Origin of the sequence: Microbacterium gorillae (assembly GCF_050990725.1) — a bacterium.
Classification (GTDB): Bacteria; Actinomycetota; Actinomycetes; order Actinomycetales; family Microbacteriaceae; genus Microbacterium; species Microbacterium gorillae_A.
The window spans coordinates 2,100,873-2,126,642 of sequence record NZ_CP158844.1 but is presented as its reverse complement, the minus strand read 5'-3'; the positions used below and the strand labels follow the sequence as shown (position 1 = coordinate 2,126,642).

The window sequence follows — 25,770 nt, the reverse complement described above, 5'->3', positions numbered from 1 at the left end:
CAGGAGTTCTTCCCCCGATGACCGCATCGATCTCGCGCGGGCACAATCCGCTGCGCGACCCCGATGACCGGCGCCTCAACCGAATCGCGGGGCCCAGCGCCCTCGTGATCTTCGGCGTGACCGGCGACCTGTCCCGCAAGAAGCTCATGCCCGCCGTGTACGACCTCGCCAACCGCGGTCTGCTGCCGCCCGGATTCGCGCTGGTCGGCTTCGCCCGTCGCGAATGGGAGGACCAGGACTTCGCACAGGTGGTGCGTGACGCGGTCAAGGCCGGCGCGCGCACCGAGTTCCGCGAAGACACGTGGAACCAGCTGTCGCAGGGCATCCGCTTCGTGCAGGGAACGTTCGACGATGCAGAGGCATTCGCCCGGCTGAAGGCGACCGTCGACGCGCTGGACGTCGAGCGCGGAACGATGGGCAACCACGCGTTCTACCTCTCGATCCCGCCCAAGGACTTCCCCGTCGTCACCACGCAGCTGCGCGAGTCCGGTCTCGTCGATGGAACGCAGGACCCCGACCACTGGCGACGCGTGGTGATCGAGAAGCCGTTCGGTGACGACCTCGCCTCAGCTCGCGCCCTCAATGAGGCGTTGGAGTCCGCCTTCCCAGCCGACTCGATCTTCCGCATCGACCACTACCTCGGCAAGGAGACGGTGCAGAACATCCTCGCGCTGCGCTTCGCGAACGAGCTGTACGAGCCGATCTGGAACCGCAACTACGTCGACCACGTGCAGATCACGATGGCCGAGGACATCGGCGTCGGCGGCCGCGCGGGCTACTACGACGGGATCGGCGCCGCGCGTGACGTCATCCAGAACCACCTGCTGCAGCTGCTCGCCCTCACCGCGATGGAGGAGCCGATCAGCCTGGAGGCGGAGCACCTGCGCGCCGAGAAGGAGAAGGTGCTGGCCGCCGTCGTCCTTCCCGAAGACCTCGGACAGGCCACAGCACGCGGTCAGTACGCCGGCGGCTGGCAGGGCGGCGAGGAGGTGCGCGGCTTCCTCGACGAAGACGGCATGGACCCGCAGTCCACCACCGAGACCTTCGCCGCCATCAAGCTGGAGATCAATACCCGCCGCTGGGCCGGAGTTCCGTTCTACCTGCGCACGGGCAAGCGTCTCGGTCGCCGCGTGACGGAGATCGCCGTGGTGTTCAAGCGCACGCCCGAGCATCTGTTCTCGCGCGCGCAGAGCGCCGAGCTGGGTCAGAACGCTCTCGTGTTCCGCATCCAGCCCGACGAGGGTGTCACGATCCGCTTCGGCTCGAAGGTTCCGGGTGCCGGCACCAACGTGCGCGACGTGACGATGGACTTCGGCTACGGCCACGCCTTCACCGAGGCCAGCCCGGAGGCCTACGAGCGCCTCATCCTGGATGTGCTCCTCGGCGACCCGCCGCTGTTTCCGCGGCACGAGGAGGTCGAGCTCTCCTGGAAGATCCTCGACCCGATCGAGGAGTTCTGGGCTGCTGAGGGCGGCCCGCTCGAACAGTATGGTCCCGGATCCTGGGGCCCCGCATCGGCCGACGCCCTGTTGGCCCGTGACGGACGTGTCTGGAGGCGCCCGTGATCGTCGATCTGCCCGAAACCACCGTCTCGGCTGTAGCCAAGACCCTCGTGAAGGTGCGCGAAGAGGGTGGCGCCGTCGCCCTCGGTCGTGTGCTGACGCTCATCATCGCGACGCGCGCCGAGGTCATGGAGGAGGCCATCGAGGCAGCCAACGATGCGTCGCGTGAGCACCCCATGCGCGTGATCGTGGTCACCACAGCTCCGGAGGCCGAGTCACGCCTGGACGCGCAGATCCGCGTCGGCGGCGACGCGGGAGCGAGCGAGGTCATCGTCCTCGCCGCCTCTGGTGCTGCCGCATCCAACGAGGAGAGCCTCGTCACGGGCCTGCTGCTGCCGGACGCCCCGGTTGTGGTCTGGTGGCCGGACAACCCGCCGGCTGCCCCCGCGGAGTCCCCGCTGGGTCGCATCGCCCAGCGACGCATCACCGACGCATCGACGCTGCCCCAGGACGTGGACCGCGTCTCGCTCCTGGGTCCGTCCTACGCCCCCGGCGACACCGACCTGGCCTGGACGCGCCTCACGCACTGGCGTGAGCAGCTCGCCGCGGTGCTCGATCAGCCGCCGTACGAGGCCATCACAGCGGTCGAAGTGCAGGGTGCAGATGACTCGCCGTCCACCGGTCTGCTGGCCGCCTGGCTGAAGCTGAAGCTGGAGTGCGACGTCGTCTGGCACTACCAGCCACGCGACAGCTGGGGCGAGGGCATCAAGTCCGTCCGTCTCACGCGCGCCTCCGGTGACATCGTGCTGGAGCGACCCGAGCCGGGTGTCGCCGTGCTGACTCAGCCGGGTCAGCCCGACCACGAGTTGCTGTTGCCCCGTCGGACGGTGCGCGAGTGCCTCGCCGAGGAGCTGCGTCGCCTCGACGCGGACGTCTTGTATGGTCGAGTGATCAGCGACGGTTGGGCCCAGCTGGGGCCCGCCGCCACCGCGCAGAGGTAGGCACATGTCCGAGAAGAGAGTCGTCGTCGCTCCCGATCCGTCGACACTCGCGACCAGCGTCGCGAGCCGGTTCCTCGGCAAGATCGTTCTCGGTCTCGCCGAGGACCGCGAGGTCCACGTGTCGCTGACCGGCGGCACCATGGGTATCGCGGTGCTGGCCGCTGCCGCTGAGCAGCCGGCCGTCTCCCTGATCGACTGGGATCGCGTTCACCTGTGGTGGAGCGACGAGCGATTCGTCGCCCGCACCGATGCCGATCGCAACGCGGTGCAGGCGCGGGCGGCTCTCATCGACGCGCTGCCCATTCCCGCGGCGAACGTGCATGAGATGCCCTCGACCGACGACGGCCTGGACCTGGACGCCGCGGCCGAGTGGTACGCGCAGGAGCTCGCGCGGTTCGGCACCGACGAGCGACCCTGGCCGACGTTCGACGTGACCCTTCTCGGTGTCGGACCGGACGGGCACATCGCTTCCCTCTTCCCAGACCGCGATGAGGTGCGGGTGACGGATCGCACCGTGCTCCCCGTACGTGACTCGCCGAAGCCGCCGCCCGAGCGCATCACGCTCACGCGTCCCGTCATCAACTCCTCCAGCCGGGTGTGGATGGTGATCTCCGGCGCGGAGAAAGCCGGCGCGCTCGGTCTGATCCTCGCGGGCGCAAGCTACGCCAGCGTGCCCGCTGCTGGAGCGAAGGGCACGCACCGGACGATCATCATCACCGACGAGTCTGCGGCCGGCGAGGTGCCACCGGAGCTCATCGATCCGGAGTTCTGAACCACGAACACGATGCCCCACCGATACGTCTCGGTGGGGCATCGCGTTTGTGTCGGAACGCGTCTCTGTCAGACGACGTTCGTGTCAGACAACGAGGAAGGGGCGGTCACCATTCGGTGACCGCCCCTTCCTCGTGATGCTGTTACTGACCGCGACGCTCACGCAGAGCGGCGAGGGCGTCGTCCAGGAGCGAAACCGCTTCCTCTTCGGTGCGACGCTCATTCACGTAGGCCAGGTGCGTCTTGTACGGCTCGGGCTTCGCGATCATCGGAGGGTTCTCCTTGTCGCGACCCGCGGGCAGACCCGAGTGCGGGCTGTCGATCGTCTCCGGGATCTCCTCGTCCGGGACGCCCGCTGCGAAGTAGCGGACGGTCTCGTTGCCGAGGGCATCCCAGTACGACACCGCGACGCGCTCCGCGTGGAATCCGTGGTCCTGCTCGCCCATGGGGCCGGCGCCGACGCGGCTGCCCCGAATGGCGTTACCTCCGGTAGCCATCAGAGACCGAACTTCGTCAGCAGACCGAGCGCGACGATGACGCCGAACCAGACCAGCGCGAGGATGATCGTGAGGCGGTTGAGGTTACGCTCCGCGTACCCGGACGAACCCATCGCCGACGTTGTGCCGCCGCCGAACATGTCGGACAGACCGCCACCGCGACCCTTGTGCAGCAGGATCAGAAGGGTGAGCGCGAGACTGGTGATGCCGAGCACCACCTGCAGCACGAACTGGAGAATTTCCACTTTGGTTGCAGCCTTTCGAGCGCGGCACGAATCACCGCATGAACGTTCAGTATACGGGGCGGAGCGGAGCGGGCGCGAAGCCCGCGCCGTCAGACGCCGACGTGCTTCTGGTAGCGAGCGATCGCGGCGAACTCGTCCACCACGAGGCTTGCGCCACCCACGAGCGCGCCGTCCACGTCGGGTTCGCGCATGAAGGAGGCGATGTTCGCCGCCTTCACCGATCCTCCATAGAGCACACGCGTCCGAGCCGCGGCATCCGCGCCCAGCTTCTCGGCGATCACACCGCGCAGTGCCGCGCAGACATCCTGAGCCTGCTGCGGGGTGGCTGCCTGGCCCGAGCCGATCGCCCAGACCGGCTCGTACGCCACGACGATGTCGGACTTCTTGTCGAGACCGTCGAGGACGGCGGCGAGCTGCGCCACCGGCACGGCAGAGGCGCCGTGCTTCTCCAGGTCCTCCGCCGTCTCGCCGACGCAGATGACCGGAACGATCCCGTGCTTCAGAGCAGCACGCGTCTTGGCAGCGACGACCTCGTCGGTCTCGTTGTGATACTCACGCCGCTCGGAGTGCCCGATGATGACGTAGCCGCACTGCAGCTTCGACAGGAATGCACCGGAGACCTCACCGGTGTAGGCGCCGGAGTCATGCGTCGAGATATCCTGCGCGCCGAGCGCGAAGGGGATCTTGTCGGCATCGATGAGCGTCTGCACGCTCCGGATGTCGGTGAAGGGCGGGAACACCGCCACCTCGACCGATCCCTCTTCGAACTTCGCGTCCTTGAGAGTCCAGTGCAGCTTCTGCACGAACGCCACCGCCTGGAGGTGATCCAGGTTCATCTTCCAGTTGCCCGCGATGAGCGGGGTACGAGCGTTCACGCCCATCCGAGGACCTCCAGTCCGGGAAGCTTCTTGCCTTCGAGGAACTCCAGGCTGGCACCGCCACCCGTGGAGATGTGACCGAACCGGTCATCGGCGAAGCCGAGCTGGCGCACGGCGGCGGCGGAGTCGCCACCACCCACCACGCTGAGGCCATCGACGGCCGTCAGCGCCTCGGCCACGGCACGGGTGCCGTTGGCGAAGGCGGGGAACTCGAACACACCCATCGGGCCGTTCCAGAACACGGTGCGCGACCCGCGAACGGCGGCGGCGAAGGCCGCTGCGGTGTCGGGTCCGATGTCGAGACCGATGCCTGCGGCACCGAAGCTGGTCGACTCGATGGCGTCTGCCGCTGCGATCTCGTGGGCCGCGTCCGCGGCGAACTTCTCGGCGACGACGACATCGGTCGGCAGAACAAGCTCCACGCCCAGTTCCTTCGCCTTCGCGATGTAGCCGCGCACGGTGTCCAGCTGGTCCTGCTCCAGCAGGCTGGCACCGACCTCGTGGCCCTCGGCCTTCAGGAATGTGAACAGCATGCCGCCGCCGATCAGCAGACGGTTGACGCGCGGGAGGAGATGATCGATGACGCCGAGCTTGTCGCTGACCTTCGATCCACCGAGCACCACGGTGTAGGGGCGTTCGGGGTTCTCGGTCAGACGGTCGAGCACCTCCAACTCCTTCTCGATCAGCAGACCCGCCGCCGAGGGAAGGAGGTTCGCGAGCTCGTAGACGCTCGCCTGCTTGCGGTGCACGACGCCGAAGCCGTCGGACACCATCACGTCCGCGAGGGACGCGAGCTGGCCCGCGAACGCCTCTCGCTCACCGGCATCCTTGCTGGTCTCCCCCGGGTTGAAGCGGAGGTTCTCGATCACCGCGACGTCGCCGTCGGACAGGCTCGCCACGGCATCGGAGGCGGACTCGCCCACCGTGTCGCGAGCGAACGCCACCGGCTTGCCGAGCAGCTCAGACAGCCGCTGGGCGACGGGTGCGAGGCTGTAGCGCTCATCGGGCGCGCCCTCGGGGCGTCCCAGGTGGGAGGCGACGATCACACGCGCCCCCTGGTTGATGAGAGCGTTCAGCGTAGGCAGGGATGCACGCACGCGACCGTCATCGGTGATCACACCGTCCTTGAGCGGGACGTTGAGGTCGCAGCGGATGATGACGCGCTTGCCGGCGAGGTCGCCGAGCGAGGAGAGGGTTCGCAGGCCCATGGATTACATGCTCTCCGCGACGTACTCGGTCAGGTCGACGAGACGGTTCGAGTAGCCCCACTCGTTGTCGTACCAGCTGGACAGCTTCACCTGGTTGCCGATCACACGGATCAGACCGGCGTCGAAGATCGACGAGTGCGGGTCGGTGACGATGTCGCTGGAGACGATCTCGTCCTCGGTGTACTTGAGGATGCCCTTGAGCGGCCCCTCCTCCGCAGCCTTCTTGTACGCGGCCTTGATCTCCTCGACGGTCACCTCACGCGAGGCCTCGATGGTGAGGTCGGTGATCGAGCCGGTGGGGATCGGAACGCGCAGCGCGAAGCCGTCGAGCTTGCCCTTCAGCTCCGGCATGACCAGGCCGATGGCCTTGGCGGCGCCGGTGGACGTCGGAACGATGTTGACGGCGGCGGCGCGGGCACGACGCAGGTCGCTGTGCGGGCCGTCCTGCAGGTTCTGGTCGGCCGTGTAGGCGTGAACGGTGGTCATCAGGCCACGCTCGATGCCGAACTCGTCGTTGAACACCTTCGCCAGCGGCGCCAGGCAGTTCGTGGTGCAGGACGCGTTGGAGATGATGACGTCGTCGGCAGCGTCGTAGGTGTGCTCGTTGACACCCATGACGATGGTGCGGTCCTCGCCCGACGCGGGGGCGGAGATCAGGACCTTCTTAGCGCCGGCAGCGATGTGCTTGCGGGCGTCGTCCGCCTTCGTGAAGCGGCCCGTCGACTCGATGACGATGTCGACACCCAGCTCGCCCCAGGGGAGGTTCGCGGGGTCGCGCTCCTCGAAGACGAGGATCTTGCGGTCACCGACGGTGATCGACGTCTCGTCGTAGGTCACATCCTGGTCCAGTCGACCCGTGATCGAGTCGTACTTGAGGAGGTGAGCGAGGGTCTTGTTGTCGGTGAGGTCGTTCACCGCGACGATCTCGAGGTCAGCACCCTGCGCGAGAGCCGCGCGGAGGTAGTTGCGCCCGATACGGCCGAAGCCGTTGATACCGATCTTGACAGACACGTAGGTCTCCCTGAGAGATGAATGCGCTCGCGCGCGTTGATGGATTCAGATCGGGGACATCGGCGTCCCGACGGGGTCGCCCCCGTCGGGACGCCGCGCCGCTTACGACAGTACCAGCAGGCCGTTCGTCTGCGTGCGCGCGACCTCGAAGCGCTGCTGGACGTTCTCCCAGTTGGCGATGTTCCAGAACGCCTTGACGTAGTCGGCACGGACGTTCTTGTAGTCCAGGTAGTAGGCGTGCTCCCAGACGTCGAGCAGCAGCAGCGGCACGGAGCCGGCAGCGAACTGCGACTGCTGGTCGAAGAACTGCTGGATGATCAGGTTCTGTCCGATCGAGTCCCAGAACAGACCAGCCCATCCCGAGCCCTGCACGCCGAGCGCGGCAGCCGTGAAGTGCGCCTGGAAGGCATCGAACGAGCCGAAGTGGTCGGTGATCGCAGCCTCGAGGTCGCCGACCGGCTTGTCGCCGCCGTTGGGCGAAAGGTTGGTCCAGAAGATGGAGTGGTTGGTGTGACCGCCGAGGTTGAACGCGAGGTCCTTCTCGAGCTTGTTGATGTTCGCGAAGTCGCCCTTCTCGCGAGCGGCCGCCAACTGCTCGAGCGCGGTGTTCGCGCCCGTCACGTACGCCTGGTGGTGCTTGGAGTGGTGCAGCTCCATGATCGCCCCGCTGATGCTGGGCTCGAGAGCCGAGTAGTCATAGGTCAGCTCGGGCAGCGTGTACGTCGCCATTCTTCACTTCTTCCTGTCTGCACCACGCGGGCGCTTATTCGCCCCGGGAGACCGGAAAGGGCCGGGGCCGGACTCTCTCATCCTAGTGAAAGCCCACCGACACGGGGGCCGCTTCCCGCCAGATGACGCCCCGCAACGACGAACCCCGCCGGCGCTGCAAGCAGCATCGGCGGGGTTCGCGAAGAACGTGTCTCAGTCGACGGCGCCCGTCGGCACGGCGGCTTCCGTTCCGGGCACACCGTCCTGCTCCGCACGCTTGTCGGCCATCGCGAGGAGGCGACGAATGCGACCGGCGACCGCATCCTTGGTGAGCGGCGGGTCGGCGCGGTGACCGAGTTCGTCGAGGCTGGCGTCGCGGTGCGCGAGACGCAGCTCACCGGCCTGCTTCAGGTGGTCGGGCACCTCGTCGCCGAGGATCTCCAGCGCGCGCTCGATCCGGGCGCACGCGGCAACGGCCGCCTGTGCGGAGCGGCGCAGGTTGGCATCGTCGAAGTTGACGAGGCGGTTCACGCCGGCGCGCACCTCACGGCGCTGACGCATCTCGTCCCACGCGGCGGCGGTGCGCTCGGCGCCCATGATCGCGAGGATCGCACGGATCGCCTCACCGTCGCGGACGACCACACGAGGAACGCCGCGCACCTCGCGCGCCTTCGTCGTGACGCCCAACCGGCCGGCAGCGCCGACCAGGGCCATGGCGGCCTCGCCCGACGGGCAGCTGATCTCCACAGCCGCGGAGCGACCGGGTTCCGTGAGCGTGCCGGCCGCGAGGAACGCGCCGCGCCAGATGGCGGCGAGATCGGCGCGCGAGCCGGTGGTCAGTCGGTTCGGCAGCCCGCGCACCGGGCGGCGACGCTGGTCGAGCAGGCCGGTCTGGCGAGCGAGCGTCTCACCGCCGTCGATGACGCGGACGGCGAAGTGATTGCCCGTACGGGCACTCGACGACTGGATATGGGCGACGTCCGGACGAACGCCGTAGAGCTCGACCAGGTCGCGGGTCACGCGACGGGCGAGCACTTCGGCATCGACTTCGGCTTCAACGGCTACTCGACCGGCGATCGAGTGCAGTCCGCCTGCGAAGCGCAGAATGGCAGTCAGTTCGGCTGCCCGGACGGTCGGCCGCGGATCGCGAATGGCGACAAGCTCGCCCTTGACGTCGGCGGTCAATGACACGATGTGATCCTCACATTCGACCGTTTCCGGTCAAGAAATCATGGTTCAGGGTTGCGCGGTGGCGCAGAGGATCAAGCTTACTCGCGACCCCGGTCTCGATGCTTGAGGCGCACGGCCAGACCGGGGTGTGTGGAGAGCCGCCGGGCGAGTTCGATCGCCGTCGCCACCGAACGGTGCTTGCCTCCGGTGCAGCCGATCGCGATCGTGGAGTGGGACTTGTTCTCACGCTGATAGCCCTCCAGCGCGATCGTCACGGCCTTCTCGTACGCGGCGATGAATTCCTGTGCACCGGGCTGGCTCAGCACATACTCGGCGACGGCCGGGTCCTCACCGGTGAGCGGACGCAGTTCGTCGATCCAGAACGGGTTGGGCAGGAACCGCATGTCCGCGACGAAGTCCGTATCCGTGGGTACGCCGTACTTGAACCCGAAACTCATCACGGTGAGCGTGTGTCGTGCGCTCCCCTCCTCGCTGAAGAGGTCCGAGACCTGCGTGGCGAGCTGATGGACGTTGAACGCCGAGGTGTCGATGACGATGTCCGAAGCCTCGCGGATGGGCTGCAGCCGCTCCCGCTCCAGCCGGATTCCATCCAGCAGTGTGCCGTCGCCCTGCAGCGGGTGCGGCCGGCGCACGGACTCGAACCGGCGTACCAGCACCTCGTCGGACGCATCCAGGAACACCAGGCGCACGTCGCTGCGGTTGCGAAGCTCGCGCATGACTTCCGGGAGCTGGCGGAACAGATCCCGGCCCCGGACGTCCGTGATCGCGGCCACACGGGGCAGTCCCGAGTTGCCGATCAGGGACAGGTCGAGCAGCGGTTTGAGCATCTGCGGCGGCAGGTTGTCGACCACGTACCAGTCGAGATCCTCCAGGGCGTTGCCCACGGTGGAGCGCCCGGCGCCGGACATTCCCGTGACGATGAGCACCTCGCTCTGGCCGCCCGGCTCCTCCTCGGAGTCCGCGGCGCCGGGGAGGGCGGCGCTCGCGTGTTCGGCCTGGGGATCAGCCACGGGTTCTCCTTCGCTCACCACCATGCTACCGATCCGCGGTCGACTCCTCAGCGGACGCGGTTTCTTCAGGTATCGTCGCGGTGCTCGGGGCATCCAGGGTGAGGTGCGTGTGGATCGTGCGGGCGAGCACGGGGCCGATGCCGTTCACCTCCGCGATCTCATCCGGCGTCGCGGCGCGCAGTCGCGACACCGAACCGAAGTGCTTGAGGAGCACCTTGATGCGCGACTCCCCCAGCCCGGGGATCTCGCTCAGCACTGTGGCGATCCCACGCTTGCGCTTGCGGCGCTGGTGGGTGATGGCGAATCGGTGAGCCTCATCGCGCAGGCGCTGCACGAGATACAGGGCTTCGCTCGTACGCGGCAGGATCACCGGGAAGTCATCGTCGGGCAGCCAGATCTCCTCCAGCCGCTTCGCGATCCCGCACAGCGCGATGTCGGTCCGGCCCGAATCGCGCAGAGCGCGAGCCGCCGCGGCCACCTGAGGCTGACCACCATCCACGATCAGCAGCTGCGGCGGGTAGGAGAAACGACGGCGCTTGCGCGGTGCCTCCACCCCTTCCTCGCCCGCAGGTTCTGCCTCCACCGGTTCGTCCAGCCGAGCAAGGCGACGCATCAGGGTCTGATACATCGAGTCGGTGTCGTCCGTGGTCTCGGTGATCGAGAACGTGCGGTACTGGTCTTTGCGCGGCAGTCCGTCTTCGAACACCACCATCGAGGCCACCACGTTGGTACCCGAGAGGTGCGAGATGTCGAAGCACTCGATGCGCAGCGGCGCCTCGGCCATGCCGAGCGCCTCCTGCAGATCCGTGAGCGCCTGCGTTCGGGCCACGTAGTCGCTCGTGCGCCGGGTCTTGTGCAGGATGAGCGCCTGCTGCGCGTTGGTCGTGGCCGTGCGCAGCAGATCCGCCATCCGTCCGCGCTGCGCGAGCTTCAGGGAGACACGCTTCCCGCGTCGTTCTTCCAGCCACTGCTCGAGCTGCTCGGCGTCTTCGGGCAGTTCCGGCACGAGCACCTTGCGGGGGATGTCGGCGGCCGCTGCGTCGCCGTAGACCCGCTGGAGGAGCTGATCCACCAGCTCGGCCCCGGAGATGTCGATCTCCTTCTCGATCGTGGTCGCGCGCACACCGCGCACACGTCCACCCCGCACGATGAAGTGCTGCACCGCCGCCGACAGCTCATCCTCCGCGATCCCGAACAGGTCCGCATCCTCGTTCTCGGCCAGCACGAGAGAGCTGCGGCTCAGCACGGCGTCCACCGAGGCGATGCGGTCTCGGTAGACCGCGGCGGACTCGTAGTCCATGGCGACAGCAGCCGCTGCCATCTTCGCCTCGAGGTCACGACGCACGCGCTGATCGCCCCCGTTCATGAAGGCGATGAACTCGTCGACGACCGCGCGATGCTCCTCGATGGTCACCTTCATCGAGCAGGGACCGCCGCACTTGCCGATCTGGCCCGGGAAGCAGGGACGACCGGTCTGCATCGCCTTCCGATAGCTGGCATCGCTGCACGTGCGGATCGGGAAGATCCGGATCATCTGATCGATCGTGTCGTGCACGGCCCACACCTTCGGGTACGGGCCGAAATATCGCGCACCGGGAATCCGGTGGTTGCGCGTCACGATCACACGTGGTGCCTCATCCGCCAGCGTGATCGCCAGGAACGGGTACGACTTGTCGTCCTTGTACCGGACGTTGAACGGCGGATCGAACTCCTTGATCCACATGTACTCCAACTGGAGCGCTTCGACGTCGGAGTCGACGACCGTCCATTCCACGCTCGACGCGGTCGTCACCATGCGGCGGGTGCGCTCGTGCAGGGTGCGCAGCGGTGCGAAGTAGTTCGACAACCGCTGCCGCAGGCTCTTCGCCTTGCCCACATAGAGCACACGACCGGACGAATCCCGGAATCGGTAGACCCCGGGATTCGTGGGGATCTCCCCCGCCTTCGGCCGGTACGGCAGTTCGTCGGCCATCAGCGACCCGCGCGCTCGCCGTCGCGCTTGAGCACCTCGGCGAGGAAGGCGCCCGTGTGGCTGCCCTCCGCCTTGGCAACCTGCTCGGGAGTGCCGGTGGCGATGATCTCGCCACCTCCGGAACCGCCCTCGGGGCCGAGATCGATGATCCAGTCCGCCGACTTGATCACGTCGAGGTTGTGCTCGATGACGATGACGGTGTTGCCCTTGTCGACGAGTCCGTTGAGGACCTCGAGGAGCTTACGAACGTCTTCGAAGTGCAGTCCGGTGGTGGGCTCGTCCAGCACGTAGATGCTGCGGCCGTTGCTGCGGCGCTGGAGTTCGGTGGCCAGCTTGACGCGCTGCGCCTCACCTCCCGACAGCGTGGTGGCCGACTGTCCGAGACGGACATAGCCGAGGCCGACGTCGACGAGCGTCTGCAGGTAGCGGTGGATCGCCTGGATCGGCTCGAAGAACTCGGCTGCCTCGGCGATCGGCATCTCCAGCACCTCGGCGATGTTCTTGCCCTTGTAGTGCACGGCCAGCGTGTCGCGGTTGTAGCGCTTGCCACCGCACACCTCGCAGGCGACGTACACGTCGGGGAGGAAGTTCATCTCAATCTTGATGGTGCCGTCACCGGAGCACGCCTCGCAGCGCCCACCCTTGACGTTGAACGAGAACCGACCCGGCTGATAGCCGCGCACCTTCGCCTCGGTGGTCTCCGCGAACAGCGTGCGGATGCGGTCGAAGACGCCGGTGTAGGTGGCCGGATTGGACCGCGGGGTGCGACCGATCGGCGCCTGATCGACGTGGACCACCTTGTCGAGGTTGTCGAGCCCGGTCACACGCGTGTGCTTGCCGGGAACGGTGCGCGCGCCGTTCAATCGCGACGCCAGCACGCGATAGAGGATGTCGTTCACCAGCGAGGACTTGCCCGAACCGCTCACACCGGTGACGGCCGTGAGAACGCCCAGTGGGAAGGTCGCGGTGACGTTCTTGAGATTGTTCTCCCGCGCGCCGACGACGCTGATCTGACGCTTCTTGTCAAGCTTGCGGCGCTTCTTCGGCGTCTCGATGCTGCGGCGTCCGGACAGGTAGTCGCCCGTCATCGACTCTTCCTCAGCGAGGAGCTCGGCGTACGGGCCGGAGTGCACAACGGTCCCGCCGTTCACGCCGGCACCCGGACCGATGTCGACGATCCAGTCGGAGGCTTCGATGGTCTCCTCGTCGTGCTCCACCACGATGAGCGTGTTGCCCAGGTCGCGCAGCTTCGCCAGCGTCTCGATGAGGCGCCGGTTGTCGCGCTGGTGGAGTCCGATGGACGGCTCGTCGAGCACGTAGAGCACGCCGGTGAGGCCGGAGCCGATCTGCGTGGCCAGGCGGATGCGCTGCGCCTCGCCACCGGAGAGCGAGCCGGCCGACCGCGCCAGGTTCAGGTAGTTGAGACCCACCTGGATCAGGAACTCCAGCCGCAGCCGGATCTCGCGCAGCACCTGCGCGGCGATCTTCGCCTCGCGCTCGGTGAGCTGCACGGTCTGGAAGTACTCGTAGGCGTCGGCGAGGCTGAGCCAGGTGATGTCCGCGATCGAGCGGCCCGCCACCAGGACGGACAGCACCTCGGGCTTGAGACGCGCGCCGTTGCAGACCGGGCACGGCACCTCGCGCAGGTACTCCTGCCACCGCTGACGTGCGCTGTCCGAGTCTGCCGTGGCGAACTGACGCTCGATGTAGGGCACGACACCCTCGAAGCCGGACGAGTACTTCATCTCCCGCCCGTAGCGGTTCTTCCACCGCACGGTCACCTTGTAGTTGTCACCGCGCAGCACCGCCTCCTGCACGCTCTCGTCGAGGTCCTTCCACGGCGTGTCCAGCGAGAAGTCGAGGTCGGCGGAGAGGCCCTCGAGGAGGCGCTCGTAGTACTGGTAGAGGCCCTTGCCCTGAGTGGTCCACGGGATGATGACGCCCTCGCGGATCGAGAGGTCTTCGTCACCCAGCATGAGATCCGTGTCCACGGACATGCGCGTACCGAGACCCGAGCACGACGGGCAGGCGCCGAACGGTGCGTTGAAGGAGAACGTGCGCGGCTCGATCTCGGTGAGCTGGACCGCGTGGCCGTTGGGGCACGCCAGCTTCTCGGAGAATGACGTCCAGGCGGCATCGCCCTCCTCGTCGACGAAGTTGATCGCCACGATGCCGTCGGTGAGACCCAGAGCCGTCTCCACCGAGTCCGTCACGCGTCCGAGAATGTCGGGCCCGGCCACGAGACGGTCGACCACCACCGCGATGTCGTGCTTGTACGACTTCTTCAGCGTCGGAGGCTCGGCCAGCTGGATCATCTCGCCATCGACGATGGCACGCGAGAATCCCTTCGCGCCGAGCTCGCGGAAGAGGTCGACGAACTCGCCCTTCTTCTGGCTGATGACCGGTGCGACCACCTGGAAGCGGGTGCGCTCGGGCAGCTCCATCAGGCGATCCGCGATCTGCTGTACGGTCTGTCGCTCGATGACGGCACCACACTCGGGGCAGTGCGGAACTCCGACGCGCGCCCACAGCAGACGCATGTAGTCGTAGATCTCCGTGATGGTGCCCACCGTGGAACGCGGGTTGCGATTGGTGGACTTCTGATCGATGGAGACTGCCGGACTGAGGCCCTCGATGAAATCGACGTCGGGTCGGTCCACCTGACCGAGGAACTGGCGCGCGTAGGCGCTCAGCGATTCGACATAGCGACGCTGTCCTTCGGCGAAGATCGTGTCGAACGCGAGGCTCGACTTTCCGGAGCCGGACAGGCCCGTGAAGACGACGAGTGAGTCGCGCGGGATATCAAGATCGACGTTGCGGAGATTGTGGACACGAGCACCGCGAACGGTGAGTTTTCCCGGGGCGGAGACAGGAACGATAGGCACCGAACAAGTCTAGGCGGGGCCTCGGACATTGGATTCGGACGGCAGCAGGAGCCGGTACAGCAGCGCCGCGAGACCCGCGGCACCGAGCACCGCGACCACCGCCGCCAGAGGCACAGCGCCTGTCGTGCGCACGACGGGAACCAGACCCACGAGCAGCGCGACCGGCTGGGCGAGGACCTGGATCAGCAGCATGCGTCGGAGTGTGGGAAGGAGCGCGCGCACCGAGATCCAGGCACGCCAGGGAGCGACGAGCAGCAGCGAGCCGAACCCGTGCGTTGCCGAGATCACCAGGATCAGCAGCGCGGTGCGGACGGGTTCTGCCGACACGACAAGATTGCCCGCGATCACGGCACCGAGAGCGATCCACGTACCCAGAGAGCGCGGCAGGATGGCCCCGGCCAGTGCCGTCGCCGTGGCGAGCCACCCGAGCACCGGTCCTCCCGGCATCCACCACACCGCGGCGCACAGCACACCGAGGACAAGACCACGAAGCACCACGACCGGCACCACGAGTCCGACTCGCAGCCGATGCAGACGCGGTCTCATGTCATCGACCGATCTCGTCGTGCCGCCGCGAGGTCCGTCGCGAAGTCGTCATCCGACCACGCCAGCACGGTGATCCCGGCCCGGGCGAACTCGGCGAACGTGTTCCCACGTTCCAGGAACAGCGTCCGCGCCGCCAGCTGCTGTGCCGACGACAACCGGGACAGGTCCGGCTGCGGCAGAATGTCGACGGCGAAGACGCGGTGTCCGCCCGCTCGCCATTGAGCCGCGAGCATCGGAGCCGATCCGTCGAAGAACGTGGACAGCACATAGACGGTCGCGCCCGGCGGCGTCAGGGGTGAACGTCGATACCGCTCCCCCGCGGGACGCTGGTGCGCCGCACTGATCGCCGCGAGAACGCGCGCTCGCTGACGCGCCCCGGAGCCCGTACGAACAAGTCGGCCCGCCGCCGCGAGCTCCTGATACTGCACCCGGTCGCCCCGATCCAGGGCTGACTCGGCGATGGCACGCGCGGCCTGGCGTCCGAGGTCCAGCGACGTCGGGCCGCTCTGTTCCTCATCGCCGCTTCCCCACGTGGCGACGACCTGACCGAGATCATCGGCGATGTCCAACACCACCAGGATCGTGGCTTCGCTCATGGCCTGCGTGCGCCGAACGTACAGGTCCCCGGGACGTCGCGCCAGGCGAGCCGTCGCACGCCAGTCGACACGGCGCAGCTCATCACCGGGCGCGAAGGGGTGGATGTCACGGAAATCGCCTCCCGTGCCGGGACGGCGACCCGGATGCGCGCCGTGGAGGCCACCGAGGCGGGAACCGAGGGCGAGTTCGCCGATCTGCCTCCGGCGAGGAGCAGCGTTCCAGTCCAGCGGACGTGTGTCGACGGTGTCGGATACCAGGCTGCCGTCAGCCCCGAGCGCCCGTGCCTGAACATCCAAGAGTCGCGCAGGCCCGGAGTGGACCAGCGTGCTCCGCGCCCGCAGCTCCTGGTCCGGCGTCAGGATCACCTCACGGACCGAGCGACGCCCTTGCAGCACCCAGGCATCCACCACCTCCGCGTCGGCGTGGACACGCACGCGCGAGTGCGGCTCTCCGTCACGGGTGGCGGCCTCATCCATCCGAAGCTCGATTCGCACGCCCGGTGATCGCCGGCGCTGACGCTGCGCCAACACCAGCCACAGCGCGAGGGGAAGTCCGAGGATCACGACATCGGGGCGAGCGAGCACGGCGCCCGCCGCAACGAGCAGCACGGTGCCCGCCGCCGCGATTCCCAGCGCCGCACTGGGGTGCCACATCGTGGCCCGCGGGCGATCACTCATCGCGGTGCGCCCACGGTCGGTGGCACCGGCACCTGCGCCGCCACCGATTGCACGATTCGCTCCGGCGACACGCCCTGCGCCCAGGCCTGCGGCGAGAGGGAAAGTCGATGGGCCAACACGGGAACGGCGATGCGCTTGACATCATCGGGGCGGACGTACTCTCGCCCGGAGAGCGCCGCCAGCGCACGCGCCAGCAACAGCAGGGCCTGCGAACCGCGCGGGGAGGCGCCCACCGCCACGTGCTGCGCCGATCGCGTCGCGCGCGTCAGATAGACGCAGTAGCGGGCGACGTCCTCGTCGATGTGGATGGCCTCGACCACTCGCTGGAGCGAACGCAGCTGCTCGGCGGTCGTCACGGGCTCGACGCTGGTGGCTTCCTGCCCACGGCGCACACGACGAAGCAGGATCTCGGTCTCTCCCTCCGGACTGGGGTAGCCGGCTCCCAGGCGGACCATGAAGCGATCGAGCTGCGCTTCGGGAAGCGCGTACGTGCCCTCGAACTCGATCGGGTTGGAGGTCGCGAACACGTGGAAGGGCTCCGCCAGCGGGTAGCGCGTGCCTTCCACCGTGACCTGTCGCTCGGCCATCGCCTCCAGCATCGCCGACTGGGTCTTCGGCGTGGTGCGGTTGATCTCGTCCGCCAACAGCAGTCCGGCGAAGATCGGACCCGGCCGGAACCGGAACTCGCCGGTGTCGGGGGCGTAGACGAAGGATCCGGTGACGTCACCGGGAAGCAAGTCGGGGGTGCACTGCAGGCGGCGGAAGTCGAGACCGAGCGCTGCGGCCAGCGATCGCGCTGCGACGGTCTTGCCGAGACCGGGCACATCCTCGAACAGCACGTGGCCGCCGGCAAGCACCGCACCGAGTGCGATCTCGAGGCTGTCCTCCATCCCCACCACGACCCGATGTACCTGGTCGAGAATCCGGGCACCGGCATCGGCGACATCGGCCACTCGCAGCGGTGTCGACTCATCCGTCATGTGTTCTCCTGTGTATCGGGTGAAAGTCGTTCGGCCGCCGCGACAGCGGCCTCCAGCGCACTCACGGTCGGGCGCGGTGCCAGCAGTCCCGCTCGCACATCGGGGCCCAGAAGGCGGTCGATCGCGGCCGCATCATCCGGGTCATCGAGCTCCAGACCGCGCGCCCGCAGGCGGCGACGCAGCACATCCGTGACGCGCAGCACCGCGCTACGTCCCGGATGTCCGGACGTCGGGCTGATGACCCACGCCAATCGCGCGACGTCGGAGACGCCGATCCGATCGTCGGCGGGAACCTGTGGCGGCCACACCGGCAGTTCGTCTGTCTGCACCACGCGGGCGGCAGCGATCACGATGCTCACAGCGAGACCCCACGCCAGCGCGAACGGCGTCTCGACGCCGAAGAACGCGCATGCCACAAAGACGGCAGCGCCACCGAGCAGGGCGACGGCGATCGATCCGAAGGTGGGGCGTCTCACGACCACACCGCCTCAATGCGCTGCAGAGCCGCGCGCGCGAGTCGTAGTTCAGCATCGTCGATGCTCCGTTCGCCGAAGCGCACGTCTTCGTACAGCCGCAGCAGGGCCACGACATCGGCGGTGGCGGTGGCGTCCCGGGCGATGATACGCACGACGAACTCTCCTGCCGTCTCGGTCGGCTCACGGCGCAGCCCGGCGTCGGCTGCCGACTCCTCCAGGCCGACCCACGCCGCGACGACGGCGTCAGAGGGCTCACGTTCGGCGTCCATCTCCGCGAGGGCGGCGGCGATGCCTCGACGGATCACCTGGGCGTCGGGTTGGGCCTCGGCAACACCGCCGATGCTCTCGCTCACGCTCACACCGGCGCGCGCGTGGACGCGCCGTTCGCGCATCCATTGGAGCAGTCGACGCACCAGCCAGATGCCCAGCGCCAGGGCGACGGCCGCGAGCAGCACCGCCAGCACGATCTGGATCGTCGCGGACACTCCCGCATCAACGGGTGACGGCGTCGGCACCTCTCCGGGAGCCGTGGACGGGGCCGGCAGTGCGGTGATCGGCGGCGGCGAGGCAGCGGCGAAGTCTGGTGGATCCACGCGCGGAACGCCCTGGACCGAGCTGGCCAGGGCGACAAAGGCGATGATCGACGTGACCACAGCAATTCCCGGTACGCCCACTAACCGGGATCGCGCAGGATCCTGGGACTCCCGGGGACTGCGCATGCGCCCACCCTATGTCAGCGACTCACCCTGTGCGCGCCGACACGGAAGAAGGCATCAGGCGACGCGGTCGTGCCCGCCCGCAAAGGGGCGAAGCGCTTCCCGGAGCTCCCTGACCTGGTCCACATCCATGTGCACGGCCTTCATCACAGCGGGTGGGACGTCGAGTGCGCGCTCTCGAAGCGCCTGCCCCTCCGGCGTGACCGCAATCTCGAGGCGTCGCTCATCCTCGGCGCTTCGCTGCCGCAGCACCAGGCCCTGGGCCTCGAGACGCTTCACCAGCGGCGAAACCGTTGCCGATTCCAGCGCGAGAGAGTCGGCGAGCTCCCCCAGAGTCTGAGGCGACTGCTCCCACAGGGAAAGCATGACCAGGTACTGCGGATGGGTGAGGCCGAGCGGTTCCAGAATCGGGCGATAGATCGCCACCACGTTGCGTGCCGCCGTGACCAGCGCGAAGCAGAGCTGCGCATCGAGCTTCAGATACTCATCCTTTTCCGCCATGATCCGATCATACGTGGACAAATACTTAGTACACTAATGATATGAGCGACAAACAGCGTCTGCGTGACCGCATCCGCGAGGCCGGGGGTCTCTATGCCTGGTTCAACTCCTCGTTGATCCGGGTTGCCGGACCGGCAACAGTCGGTCCATACGAGACCGAGCCGCCGGCTCCGCGCCAGAGCGCGCCCTGCCCCCTGTGCGGCCACCCCATGTCGGAGCACACGTTCGATCGGACGGGCCCGAAGCCCCTGATGCACTGCCCGTGACCGCGGCCACGGGCAGTGCATCAGGTCACGGTGTGGCGAACTCCCCCAGCTTCGAGTCGGTTATCCACGACGTGTCGGCCGTCCGCTCTGCCTGGTCCACGAATCCCGAGTCCGGGATGAGCAGGTACCGGGATGGGTCGGAGCCGTCGTTCCAGGTGGGGTCGACGTTCAGCCACGTGCCGTCCGTTCGCACACGGTTCCACGCATGACCGACGAAGGCGCCGGTGGTGTGCCCGGTGACAACGACTGATTCGAGACCTGCGGCGGCGGCCAGCGCATTGAACGCCATCGCATAGCTCTGGCACACCCCGCGGCCATCGAGCAATATGCCATCGGCCCGCCAGGCGTAGGCGTACTCGGGCGAATGCCGTACGGCTGCGCCCCGCTCCAGTGCCGCATAGTCGTACTCGCCGTTCTCGACGAGCCACTGGTTGATCGCGGTGACCTTCGCGGTATCGCTCTCGTCGGAGAGCGTCTCGGCCACTTGCGTGGCGGCGTCCAACATCGCGCGCTGCGTCGCCTCGTACTCGTCCGCGGGCATCGTGTACCGCACCCGCAGCACTCGGTCGCTGCCGATCGACGTGTCGAGGTCGAGGATGTAGGGGTTCTGTACGAGCACCTCCTCCAGCACGTCGTAGACGTCGGGGGCTGCCGCCGAGTCGTCGAACATCGCGAGAGAGATCGCGGGCTTTCGGGCGATGAGGTTGCTCGCCAGGAAGGTGGCATAGTCGCTGCTGCCGAACACGGGATAGTCCACGTCAGCGGATGTCGACACGGGCTCCGCCGCCATGATCTCGGCCCATTCGGCCTGCTTGGCGACGGCGTCCGCCGGGACAGGCCGGACGACGACCGCGCCGCCCTTGGGCGCTGCGGCAACCGCCCGGGCGTTGAAGTCGGTGGCCCAGGCAACCGGGTCGACACCCGCGAGGGCCGGGAACCACAGCAGCTGGGTGAGCTTCGTTCCGAGCGCCCCAACTTCGAAGCTCCAGTTCGTGTCGCCCGCCCTCAGGGTGTCGAGGCGGATCTGCATGGGAGCGGTGACGGTCCTGCCGTCCACCGTCGTGTAAGGGTATGCCAGGGGCAGCGTGTCGGCGCTCACGGTGGCAAGCTGAACCTCCTCCCACGCGTTGTACGCGGTCGCATAAGGGAGCAGCCCGAACGTCTCGGCGAAGTTCCACTCGGTCTTCGGCGAGTAATTGTCGTCGGAGATGGCCATGATCGCGATGTGGTTTTCCTCGCGCAGAGGCTCATCGGGCCGGACGAAGGTATCCCCGCTGAGATCGTCGTCGCTGAAGGCGAACGCTCGGAGCGCATCGTTCTGCCTGATGGCCGAGTCCTCGGACAGGCTGATCGCGTCGGCACTGGACCAGCGTGTCTCGGTCGTCTGACCCAGCACCGTCTGGAGGCTGCGACCGGAGGCGTACGGCTCGCTGAGGACGATCACGTACTCCGTGGCACCGTCGACCGGATCCCAGCGAATCTCCACATCGCCGGTCTCTGACGCCGTCTGGTCAATGGTTGCTCGCACCGGATCCAGACGAGTCTCCTCCGTGCGGAACGGTTGCACGATCGGCTGGTCGAGGGGGCGGCCGTGATCGTCCACCGAGGTCAGGAGGTAGTACCGCGAGAAGTAGCCCCAGGTGCTGGAGTTGTACTCGAGACCGTCGTCGGTCGTGCGTTCGGTCCCCGGCTTCAGGATGACGTCCTCGCCCGTCCCGTCGCCTCGAGGGATCTGAGCCACGGATGATTCACCGGACGAGATCCGGATGGCGTTGTTATGTCCGCGTACGCTCCAGGCCGACCCGGGAGACGATACCTGAACGAAGCTCTCTGCGGGTCGGGTGAGCGCGGAATCCACGAAGACCTCGAACATCCCGTTGGCGACGTTGTCGAGCTTCGCTTCCTCGGGGACGAGTGAGGATGGATCGACCGAGGTATCGAAGTCGAGGGCGAACTCATGATCGGCCGCCACGGTGATCTCGGGAAGCCAGAGGCGCCCGTCGATCACGGTGGCACTGGCCTGGTTGGTCTGGCTGGCCTGGTTGGTCTGGTTGGCCTGGTTGGCCTGGTTGGCCTGGTTGGTCTGGTTGGCCTGTGTCAGGAAGATCGCACCGGCTGTCCCGCCACCGGCGACCACCAGCGCCACGACACTGAGTGCGGCAATAAGGCCCCGGCGGCGCTTCCGCTTCGGTGCCGCGGTGTCAGGCGCCGACACGGCCTGCTGCGGCGCGCTCGGGGCCGAGGCGACATACGGCGCTCCGCCCCCCGGAGCGAGAACGCCGTGGGAGCTGACGCCCGCAGGAACGGCACCATGAGGCGGAGAGCCGTGCGGTACGGAGCCCTGAGGCGCCGTGCTCCTTCCGCCCGCACCCGGCGTCACAACGCCCTGCCCGGCCGTGCCCGACGGCACCGCGCCTTGCGCGCCCGCGTCGGGCGACGCCGCGCTCTGCGGCGCTCGGTCCGGGCGCGAGCTGACGTGGTCAGTCCAGCGCGCCCCATCCCACCACCGCAGCTCGTGCTGACCGCTCGGATCCGGATACCAACCAGCATTCGTCATATTGTCCCCCTTGGACGATCGCTCGGCTCCCCCAGCCGCTCCGAGTGTACCTGACGTCACGGCCTGCCCGGAGGTCAGGCGTGACCGGCGCGCTCGATGGCGCGCAGCTCCTTCTTCAGCTCCTGCACTTCGTCGCGCAGGCGCGCGGCGAGCTCGAACTTCAGCTCGGACGCGGCGGTGAGCATCTGGTCACTGAGGTCGGCGATGGTCTGCTCCAGCCGCTCTGCACCCTCAGCGCCGATGCCCGCACGCTTGGACTTCGTACCGCTCTTGCCCTTCTTGGCGCGCTCCAGCAGATCCTTGGTGTCGGCGCCCTCACGAGCGAGGACTTCGGTGATGTCCGCGATCCGCTTACGGAGGGGCTGCGGGTCGATACCGTGCTCCAGGTTGTACGCACGCTGCTTCTCCCGGCGCCGCGTGGTCTCGTCGATGGCCGACTTCATGGAGTCGGTCATGACGTCCGCGTACATGTGGACCTCACCGGACACGTTTCGCGCAGCACGACCGATCGTCTGGATGAGAGACGTGCCGCTGCGGAGGAATCCCTCCTTGTCCGCATCCAGAATGGCCACCAACGAGACCTCCGGAAGGTCCAGACCCTCACGGAGGAGGTTGATGCCGACGAGCACGTCGTAGACGCCGGCTCGCAGCTCGGTCAGCAGCTCGACACGTCGCAACGTATCGACATCCGAGTGCAGGTACCGGACTTTCACGCCGTGCTCGCCGAGGAAGTCGGTGAGCTCCTCCGCCATCTTCTTGGTGAGCGTGGTGACCAGAACACGTTCGTCCCGCTCCACCCGCATCCGGATCTGCTCCAGGAGGTCGTCGATCTGGCCCTTCGAGGGCTTCACCACGATCTCCGGATCGATCAGACCCGTGGGTCGGATGATCTGCTCGACGACGCCATCGGCGATGCCCATCTCATAGCGGCCCGGCGTGGCCGACAAGTACACGGTCTGCCCGATGCGGTTCTTGAACTCGTCCCAGCGCAGGGGGCGGTTGTCCATCGCCGACGGGAGGCGGAATCCGTGCTCCACCAGCGTGCGCTTGCGAGAGGCATCGCCCTCGTACATCGCACCGATCTGCGGCACCGTTACGTGCGATTCGTCGATCACCAGCAGGAAGTCGTCGGGGAAGAAGTCCAGCAGCGTGTGCGGCGGCTCCCCCGCCTCACGGCCGTCCATGTGCCGAGAGTAGTTCTCGATGCCCGAGCAGAAGCCGAGCTGCTGCAGCATCTCCAGGTCGAAGGTGGTGCGCATGCGCAGGCGCTGGGCCTCCAGCAGCTTGCCCTGCCCCTCCAGCTCAGCCAGTCGCTCCGCGAGCTCCTCCTCGATGGAGCCGATCGCGCGCTGCACCACGTCCGTCGCCGCCACATAGTGAGAGGCCGGGAAGATCGGGACCGAATCGAGCTTGTCGATCACGTCGCCGGTGAGCGGGTGGAGACGGTAGAGCGCCTCGATCTCATCGCCGAACATCTCGATGCGAATCGCGAACTCCTCGTAGACCGGGATGATCTCGATCGTGTCGCCGCGCACCCGGAAGTTCCCCCGGGAGAAGTCGACGTCGTTGCGGTTGTACTGCATCGCGATGAACTGCCTGATGAGCGCGTCACGGTCGTAGCGCTCCCCCACCTGCAGGGCGACCATCGCGCGGAGGTATTCCTCCGGCGCACCGAGTCCGTAGATGCAGGACACGGTGGACACGACCACGACATCGCGTCGGCTCAGCAGCGAGTTGGTGGTGGAGTGGCGGAGCCGTTCCACCTCGGCGTTGACGGAGGAGTCCTTCTCGATGAAGGTGTCCGTCTGCGGTACATAGGCCTCGGGCTGGTAGTAGTCGTAGTACGAGACGAAGTACTCCACTGCGTTGTGCGGCATGAGGTCGCGGAACTCGTTGGCGAGCTGTGCGGCCAGTGTTTTGTTGTGGGCAAGCACCAGCGTGGGCCGCTGAACCTGTTCGATGAGCCACGCTGTGGTGGCGGACTTTCCGGTACCGGTGGCACCCAGAAGCACCACGTCGGTCTCACCCGCGTTGATACGCGCCGCCAGGTCGGCGATGGCCCCGGGCTGATCGCCCGACGGCATATATTCGCTGACGACCTCGAACGGACGAACGGCACGCGTTGGTTGCATGATTCCAGCCTAGAACGGGGCACCGACATTGAGCTCGTCGTCCGCTCTGGGCGCACGTTCGGCGTTCACACCGGCGCGAGGAAACCCATCGAGGTGGGCCGCCAGCCGTCGAACACGGCGGATGTCTGAGCGGAACTCAGCCCGACGGTGCCCTGCACGACTTCGCTGAGGAAGTCGCGGAAGTCGTTGGTTCCGGGTAGGTCTCCGGTCTCGAGCATCGTGCTGTCGAGCCCGCGCCAGTCGCCGTAGACGCCGCCGCGCACGCCGCCGCCGAGCGCGATGGCCAGGCCGCCGTGGCCGTGATCGACACCGCCGCTGGCGTTCTGGTTCACGCGGCGGCCGAACTCGCTCATCAGGATCACGGTGGTGGAGTCCGCCTTGTCGCCGAGGTCGGTGAAGAACGCGGCGAGCCCGTCGCCGAGCGCGGTCAACATGTCCTTCATGTCTCCGCTGCCCTCGTCACCGACGCCCGTGTGCATGTCCCAGCCTCCGAGGTCCACGGTGGCGACCCGCACACCCATGTCGTCGCGGATGAGTGTGGAGAGCATGCGCAGCTGCTGACCGAACTCGCCCTCGGGGTAGATGTCGGGACGTGAATCCTGAGATGCGGCGATGGTCGCCGCCTGCGCGTCGACGTCCAGTGCGATCCGCGCGTGCACGGCGATCGGATGGTCCAGCCCGGTGTAAAGCGTCGACAGGGCCTCGCGAGTGGCGCCACCCCACTCGCTGGGCGATCGGAACGTCAGGTCGGACGGCTGTTCAGCGACCAGGGAACGGCTCACACCGGCCAGAGAACGGGTGAGATTGGACGTCATCGACATCGACCGAAAGGTCGTGCCCTCCCCACTCGCCTCCAGGACGCGATCCAGCCAGCCACGAGACGACGCCCCGCCGGACCCGCCGCGTTCGAGGCAATCTTGCGCTTGGAAGTGACTGCGCGTGAGCTGCGGCGTCGCGATGTCGGGAACGGCCGCCACGCGACCGCGGTCGATCATCGGCTTGAGAGCCCCCAGAGCCGGGTGCAGACCGAACCGCTCGTCCATCCGCATGAGGTTGCCGGGGCGGACCGCGATGTCAGGCCGCCAGGCGATCAGCTGCGGGTCGTCCGCAGGCACCAGGACGGAGAGCCCGTCCAGCCCGCCACGCAGGAACACCACGACCAGTGTGCGTCGGTTTCCGTTCGGCTCGGTGTCGTCCGCAGCCTGCGCATAGGACACGCGCGTGGTCACGAGCTGAGCGCCGAGTGCGGCGACACCCAGGCCGAGCCCGCCCGCGAGCACCTGGCGACGCGTGAAGCCACGCCGCCACTGTTCGGGACGCTCGTCGGCGTCAGCCCGGACGGCATCTCCCATCAGGCGGATCATCGCCTCGTCGTGATTGGGTCCGAGGTCGCGCCAATCCGGGCAGTCCGGGTGCGGCATGAAGTCGTTGTTCATCGGGGTC

The 25,770-nt window shown here is 67.5% G+C and carries 23 protein-coding genes; 4 read left to right on the top strand and 19 right to left on the bottom strand.

Translation table 11 applies throughout. The features are described 5' to 3' along the window. Window positions 1–17 precede the first annotated feature (17 nt). Genes zwf through pgl form a run of 3 tightly spaced genes read left to right on the top strand, consistent with a single transcriptional unit; the run spans window position 18 to window position 3,275 of the window. On the top strand, window positions 18–1,565 hold the full coding sequence (gene zwf / locus ABTV68_RS09550; protein WP_433677396.1) for a glucose-6-phosphate dehydrogenase: 1,548 nt from the start codon (window positions 18–20) through the stop codon (window positions 1,563–1,565). Then, entirely contained in the window at window positions 1,562–2,503 is a 942-nt protein-coding gene (locus ABTV68_RS09545; RefSeq protein ID WP_433677395.1) for a glucose-6-phosphate dehydrogenase assembly protein OpcA, read from the top strand. Before zwf ends, ABTV68_RS09545 begins: the two co-directional genes overlap by 4 nt. A gap of 4 nt (window positions 2,504–2,507) precedes the next feature. Continuing rightward, window positions 2,508–3,275, top strand: a complete 768-nt coding sequence (gene pgl / locus ABTV68_RS09540; RefSeq protein ID WP_433677394.1) for a 6-phosphogluconolactonase — start codon at window positions 2,508–2,510, stop codon at window positions 3,273–3,275. A 142-nt stretch (window positions 3,276–3,417) separates the two neighbouring features. Here the strand turns inward: pgl and ABTV68_RS09535 are convergent, their stop codons facing one another. The 16 genes from ABTV68_RS09535 to ABTV68_RS09460 form a co-directional block, all read right to left on the bottom strand. Next, entirely contained in the window at window positions 3,418–3,771 is a 354-nt protein-coding gene (locus ABTV68_RS09535) for an RNA polymerase-binding protein RbpA (protein ID WP_433677392.1), read from the bottom strand. Then, window positions 3,771–4,016, bottom strand: coding sequence for a preprotein translocase subunit SecG (gene secG / locus ABTV68_RS09530; RefSeq protein WP_231090027.1), 246 nt, complete (start codon window positions 4,014–4,016; stop codon window positions 3,771–3,773). The genes ABTV68_RS09535 and secG overlap by 1 nt, the downstream gene beginning before the upstream one ends. A gap of 89 nt (window positions 4,017–4,105) precedes the next feature. Continuing rightward, window positions 4,106–4,897, bottom strand: coding sequence for a triose-phosphate isomerase (gene tpiA / locus ABTV68_RS09525; protein ID WP_433677391.1), 792 nt, complete (start codon window positions 4,895–4,897; stop codon window positions 4,106–4,108). After that, the gene (locus tag ABTV68_RS09520; protein WP_433677390.1) at window positions 4,888–6,102 is read right to left on the bottom strand and encodes a phosphoglycerate kinase; all 1,215 of its coding nucleotides are present in this window, start codon (window positions 6,100–6,102) and stop codon (window positions 4,888–4,890) included. The genes tpiA and ABTV68_RS09520 overlap by 10 nt, the downstream gene beginning before the upstream one ends. A gap of 3 nt (window positions 6,103–6,105) precedes the next feature. Further along, window positions 6,106–7,113 (bottom strand): type I glyceraldehyde-3-phosphate dehydrogenase, encoded by a 1,008-nt coding sequence (gene gap, locus ABTV68_RS09515; protein WP_433677389.1) that lies wholly within the window; start codon window positions 7,111–7,113, stop codon window positions 6,106–6,108. A 102-nt stretch (window positions 7,114–7,215) separates the two neighbouring features. After that, window positions 7,216–7,842 carry a superoxide dismutase gene (locus ABTV68_RS09510; protein WP_231090023.1) on the bottom strand — a complete coding sequence of 209 codons (627 nt, stop codon included), beginning with the start codon at window positions 7,840–7,842 and terminating at the stop codon, window positions 7,216–7,218. Window positions 7,843–8,034: 192 nt separating this feature from the next. Then, window positions 8,035–9,012 (bottom strand): DNA-binding protein WhiA, encoded by a 978-nt coding sequence (gene whiA, locus ABTV68_RS09505; protein ID WP_433677388.1) that lies wholly within the window; start codon window positions 9,010–9,012, stop codon window positions 8,035–8,037. 77 nt (window positions 9,013–9,089) lie between these two features. Further along, complete coding sequence (gene rapZ, locus ABTV68_RS09500) at window positions 9,090–10,022, bottom strand: RNase adapter RapZ (protein ID WP_433677387.1); 933 nt, start codon at window positions 10,020–10,022, stop codon at window positions 9,090–9,092. A gap of 25 nt (window positions 10,023–10,047) precedes the next feature. Next, on the bottom strand, window positions 10,048–11,994 hold the full coding sequence (uvrC, locus tag ABTV68_RS09495) for an excinuclease ABC subunit UvrC (RefSeq protein WP_433677386.1): 1,947 nt from the start codon (window positions 11,992–11,994) through the stop codon (window positions 10,048–10,050). Further along, a complete protein-coding gene (gene uvrA / locus ABTV68_RS09490; RefSeq protein WP_433677385.1) occupies window positions 11,994–14,879 on the bottom strand; it encodes an excinuclease ABC subunit UvrA in 2,886 nt (961 codons plus the stop codon). Before uvrA ends, uvrC begins: the two co-directional genes overlap by 1 nt. A 9-nt stretch (window positions 14,880–14,888) precedes the next feature. Then, window positions 14,889–15,425, bottom strand: a complete 537-nt coding sequence (locus ABTV68_RS09485; protein ID WP_433677384.1) for a hypothetical protein — start codon at window positions 15,423–15,425, stop codon at window positions 14,889–14,891. Further along, the gene (locus ABTV68_RS09480; RefSeq protein ID WP_433677383.1) at window positions 15,422–16,699 is read right to left on the bottom strand and encodes a DUF58 domain-containing protein; all 1,278 of its coding nucleotides are present in this window, start codon (window positions 16,697–16,699) and stop codon (window positions 15,422–15,424) included. Before ABTV68_RS09480 ends, ABTV68_RS09485 begins: the two co-directional genes overlap by 4 nt. Continuing rightward, window positions 16,696–17,679 carry an AAA family ATPase gene (locus ABTV68_RS09475; RefSeq protein WP_433677382.1) on the bottom strand — a complete coding sequence of 328 codons (984 nt, stop codon included), beginning with the start codon at window positions 17,677–17,679 and terminating at the stop codon, window positions 16,696–16,698. The genes ABTV68_RS09480 and ABTV68_RS09475 overlap by 4 nt, the downstream gene beginning before the upstream one ends. Continuing rightward, window positions 17,676–18,155 (bottom strand): hypothetical protein, encoded by a 480-nt coding sequence (locus tag ABTV68_RS09470; protein ID WP_433677381.1) that lies wholly within the window; start codon window positions 18,153–18,155, stop codon window positions 17,676–17,678. The genes ABTV68_RS09475 and ABTV68_RS09470 overlap by 4 nt, the downstream gene beginning before the upstream one ends. Further along, the gene (locus ABTV68_RS09465) at window positions 18,152–18,874 is read right to left on the bottom strand and encodes a DUF4129 domain-containing protein (protein ID WP_433677380.1); all 723 of its coding nucleotides are present in this window, start codon (window positions 18,872–18,874) and stop codon (window positions 18,152–18,154) included. Before ABTV68_RS09465 ends, ABTV68_RS09470 begins: the two co-directional genes overlap by 4 nt. A gap of 54 nt (window positions 18,875–18,928) precedes the next feature. Next, complete coding sequence (locus ABTV68_RS09460; RefSeq protein WP_433677379.1) at window positions 18,929–19,372, bottom strand: MarR family winged helix-turn-helix transcriptional regulator; 444 nt, start codon at window positions 19,370–19,372, stop codon at window positions 18,929–18,931. A 41-nt stretch (window positions 19,373–19,413) separates the two neighbouring features. Here ABTV68_RS09460 and ABTV68_RS09455 point away from each other — a divergent pair, with 41 nt between their 5' ends. Further along, a complete protein-coding gene (locus ABTV68_RS09455) occupies window positions 19,414–19,638 on the top strand; it encodes a hypothetical protein (protein ID WP_433677378.1) in 225 nt (74 codons plus the stop codon). 25 nt (window positions 19,639–19,663) lie between these two features. Here the strand turns inward: ABTV68_RS09455 and ABTV68_RS09450 are convergent, their stop codons facing one another. The 3 genes from ABTV68_RS09450 to ABTV68_RS09440 all read right to left on the bottom strand — a co-directional run bounded on the left by ABTV68_RS09450 (window position 19,664) and on the right by ABTV68_RS09440 (window position 25,763). Continuing rightward, on the bottom strand, window positions 19,664–22,195 hold the full coding sequence (locus ABTV68_RS09450) for a DUF2510 domain-containing protein (RefSeq protein ID WP_433677377.1): 2,532 nt from the start codon (window positions 22,193–22,195) through the stop codon (window positions 19,664–19,666). Between the two features lie 74 nt (window positions 22,196–22,269). After that, window positions 22,270–24,327 (bottom strand): excinuclease ABC subunit UvrB, encoded by a 2,058-nt coding sequence (uvrB, locus tag ABTV68_RS09445; protein WP_433677376.1) that lies wholly within the window; start codon window positions 24,325–24,327, stop codon window positions 22,270–22,272. Window positions 24,328–24,392: 65 nt separating this feature from the next. After that, on the bottom strand, window positions 24,393–25,763 hold the full coding sequence (locus tag ABTV68_RS09440; RefSeq protein WP_433677375.1) for a DUF1501 domain-containing protein: 1,371 nt from the start codon (window positions 25,761–25,763) through the stop codon (window positions 24,393–24,395). Window positions 25,764–25,770 lie beyond the last annotated feature (7 nt).

What these genes read in the sequence shown, in the direction of transcription:
- ABTV68_RS09510 (WP_231090023.1), bottom strand. Translation starts at nt 7,842, where the DNA reads ATGGCGACGTACACGCTGCCCGAGCTGACCTATGACTACTCGGCTCTC.
- uvrB (WP_433677376.1), bottom strand. Translation starts at nt 24,327, where the DNA reads ATGCAACCAACGCGTGCCGTTCGTCCGTTCGAGGTCGTCAGCGAATAT.
- ABTV68_RS09440 (WP_433677375.1), bottom strand. Translation starts at nt 25,763, where the DNA reads ATGAACAACGACTTCATGCCGCACCCGGACTGCCCGGATTGGCGCGAC.
- ABTV68_RS09485 (WP_433677384.1), bottom strand. Translation starts at nt 15,425, where the DNA reads ATGAGACCGCGTCTGCATCGGCTGCGAGTCGGACTCGTGGTGCCGGTC.
- ABTV68_RS09455 (WP_433677378.1), top strand. Translation starts at nt 19,414, where the DNA reads ATGAGCGACAAACAGCGTCTGCGTGACCGCATCCGCGAGGCCGGGGGT.
- ABTV68_RS09535 (WP_433677392.1), bottom strand. Translation starts at nt 3,771, where the DNA reads ATGGCTACCGGAGGTAACGCCATTCGGGGCAGCCGCGTCGGCGCCGGC.
- ABTV68_RS09450 (WP_433677377.1), bottom strand. Translation starts at nt 22,195, where the DNA reads ATGACGAATGCTGGTTGGTATCCGGATCCGAGCGGTCAGCACGAGCTG.
- uvrC (WP_433677386.1), bottom strand. Translation starts at nt 11,994, where the DNA reads ATGGCCGACGAACTGCCGTACCGGCCGAAGGCGGGGGAGATCCCCACG.
- ABTV68_RS09475 (WP_433677382.1), bottom strand. Translation starts at nt 17,679, where the DNA reads ATGACGGATGAGTCGACACCGCTGCGAGTGGCCGATGTCGCCGATGCC.
- ABTV68_RS09460 (WP_433677379.1), bottom strand. Translation starts at nt 19,372, where the DNA reads ATGGCGGAAAAGGATGAGTATCTGAAGCTCGATGCGCAGCTCTGCTTC.
- zwf (WP_433677396.1), top strand. Translation starts at nt 18, where the DNA reads ATGACCGCATCGATCTCGCGCGGGCACAATCCGCTGCGCGACCCCGAT.
- pgl (WP_433677394.1), top strand. Translation starts at nt 2,508, where the DNA reads ATGTCCGAGAAGAGAGTCGTCGTCGCTCCCGATCCGTCGACACTCGCG.
- tpiA (WP_433677391.1), bottom strand. Translation starts at nt 4,897, where the DNA reads ATGGGCGTGAACGCTCGTACCCCGCTCATCGCGGGCAACTGGAAGATG.
- ABTV68_RS09465 (WP_433677380.1), bottom strand. Translation starts at nt 18,874, where the DNA reads ATGCGCAGTCCCCGGGAGTCCCAGGATCCTGCGCGATCCCGGTTAGTG.
- ABTV68_RS09480 (WP_433677383.1), bottom strand. Translation starts at nt 16,699, where the DNA reads ATGAGTGATCGCCCGCGGGCCACGATGTGGCACCCCAGTGCGGCGCTG.
- ABTV68_RS09520 (WP_433677390.1), bottom strand. Translation starts at nt 6,102, where the DNA reads ATGGGCCTGCGAACCCTCTCCTCGCTCGGCGACCTCGCCGGCAAGCGC.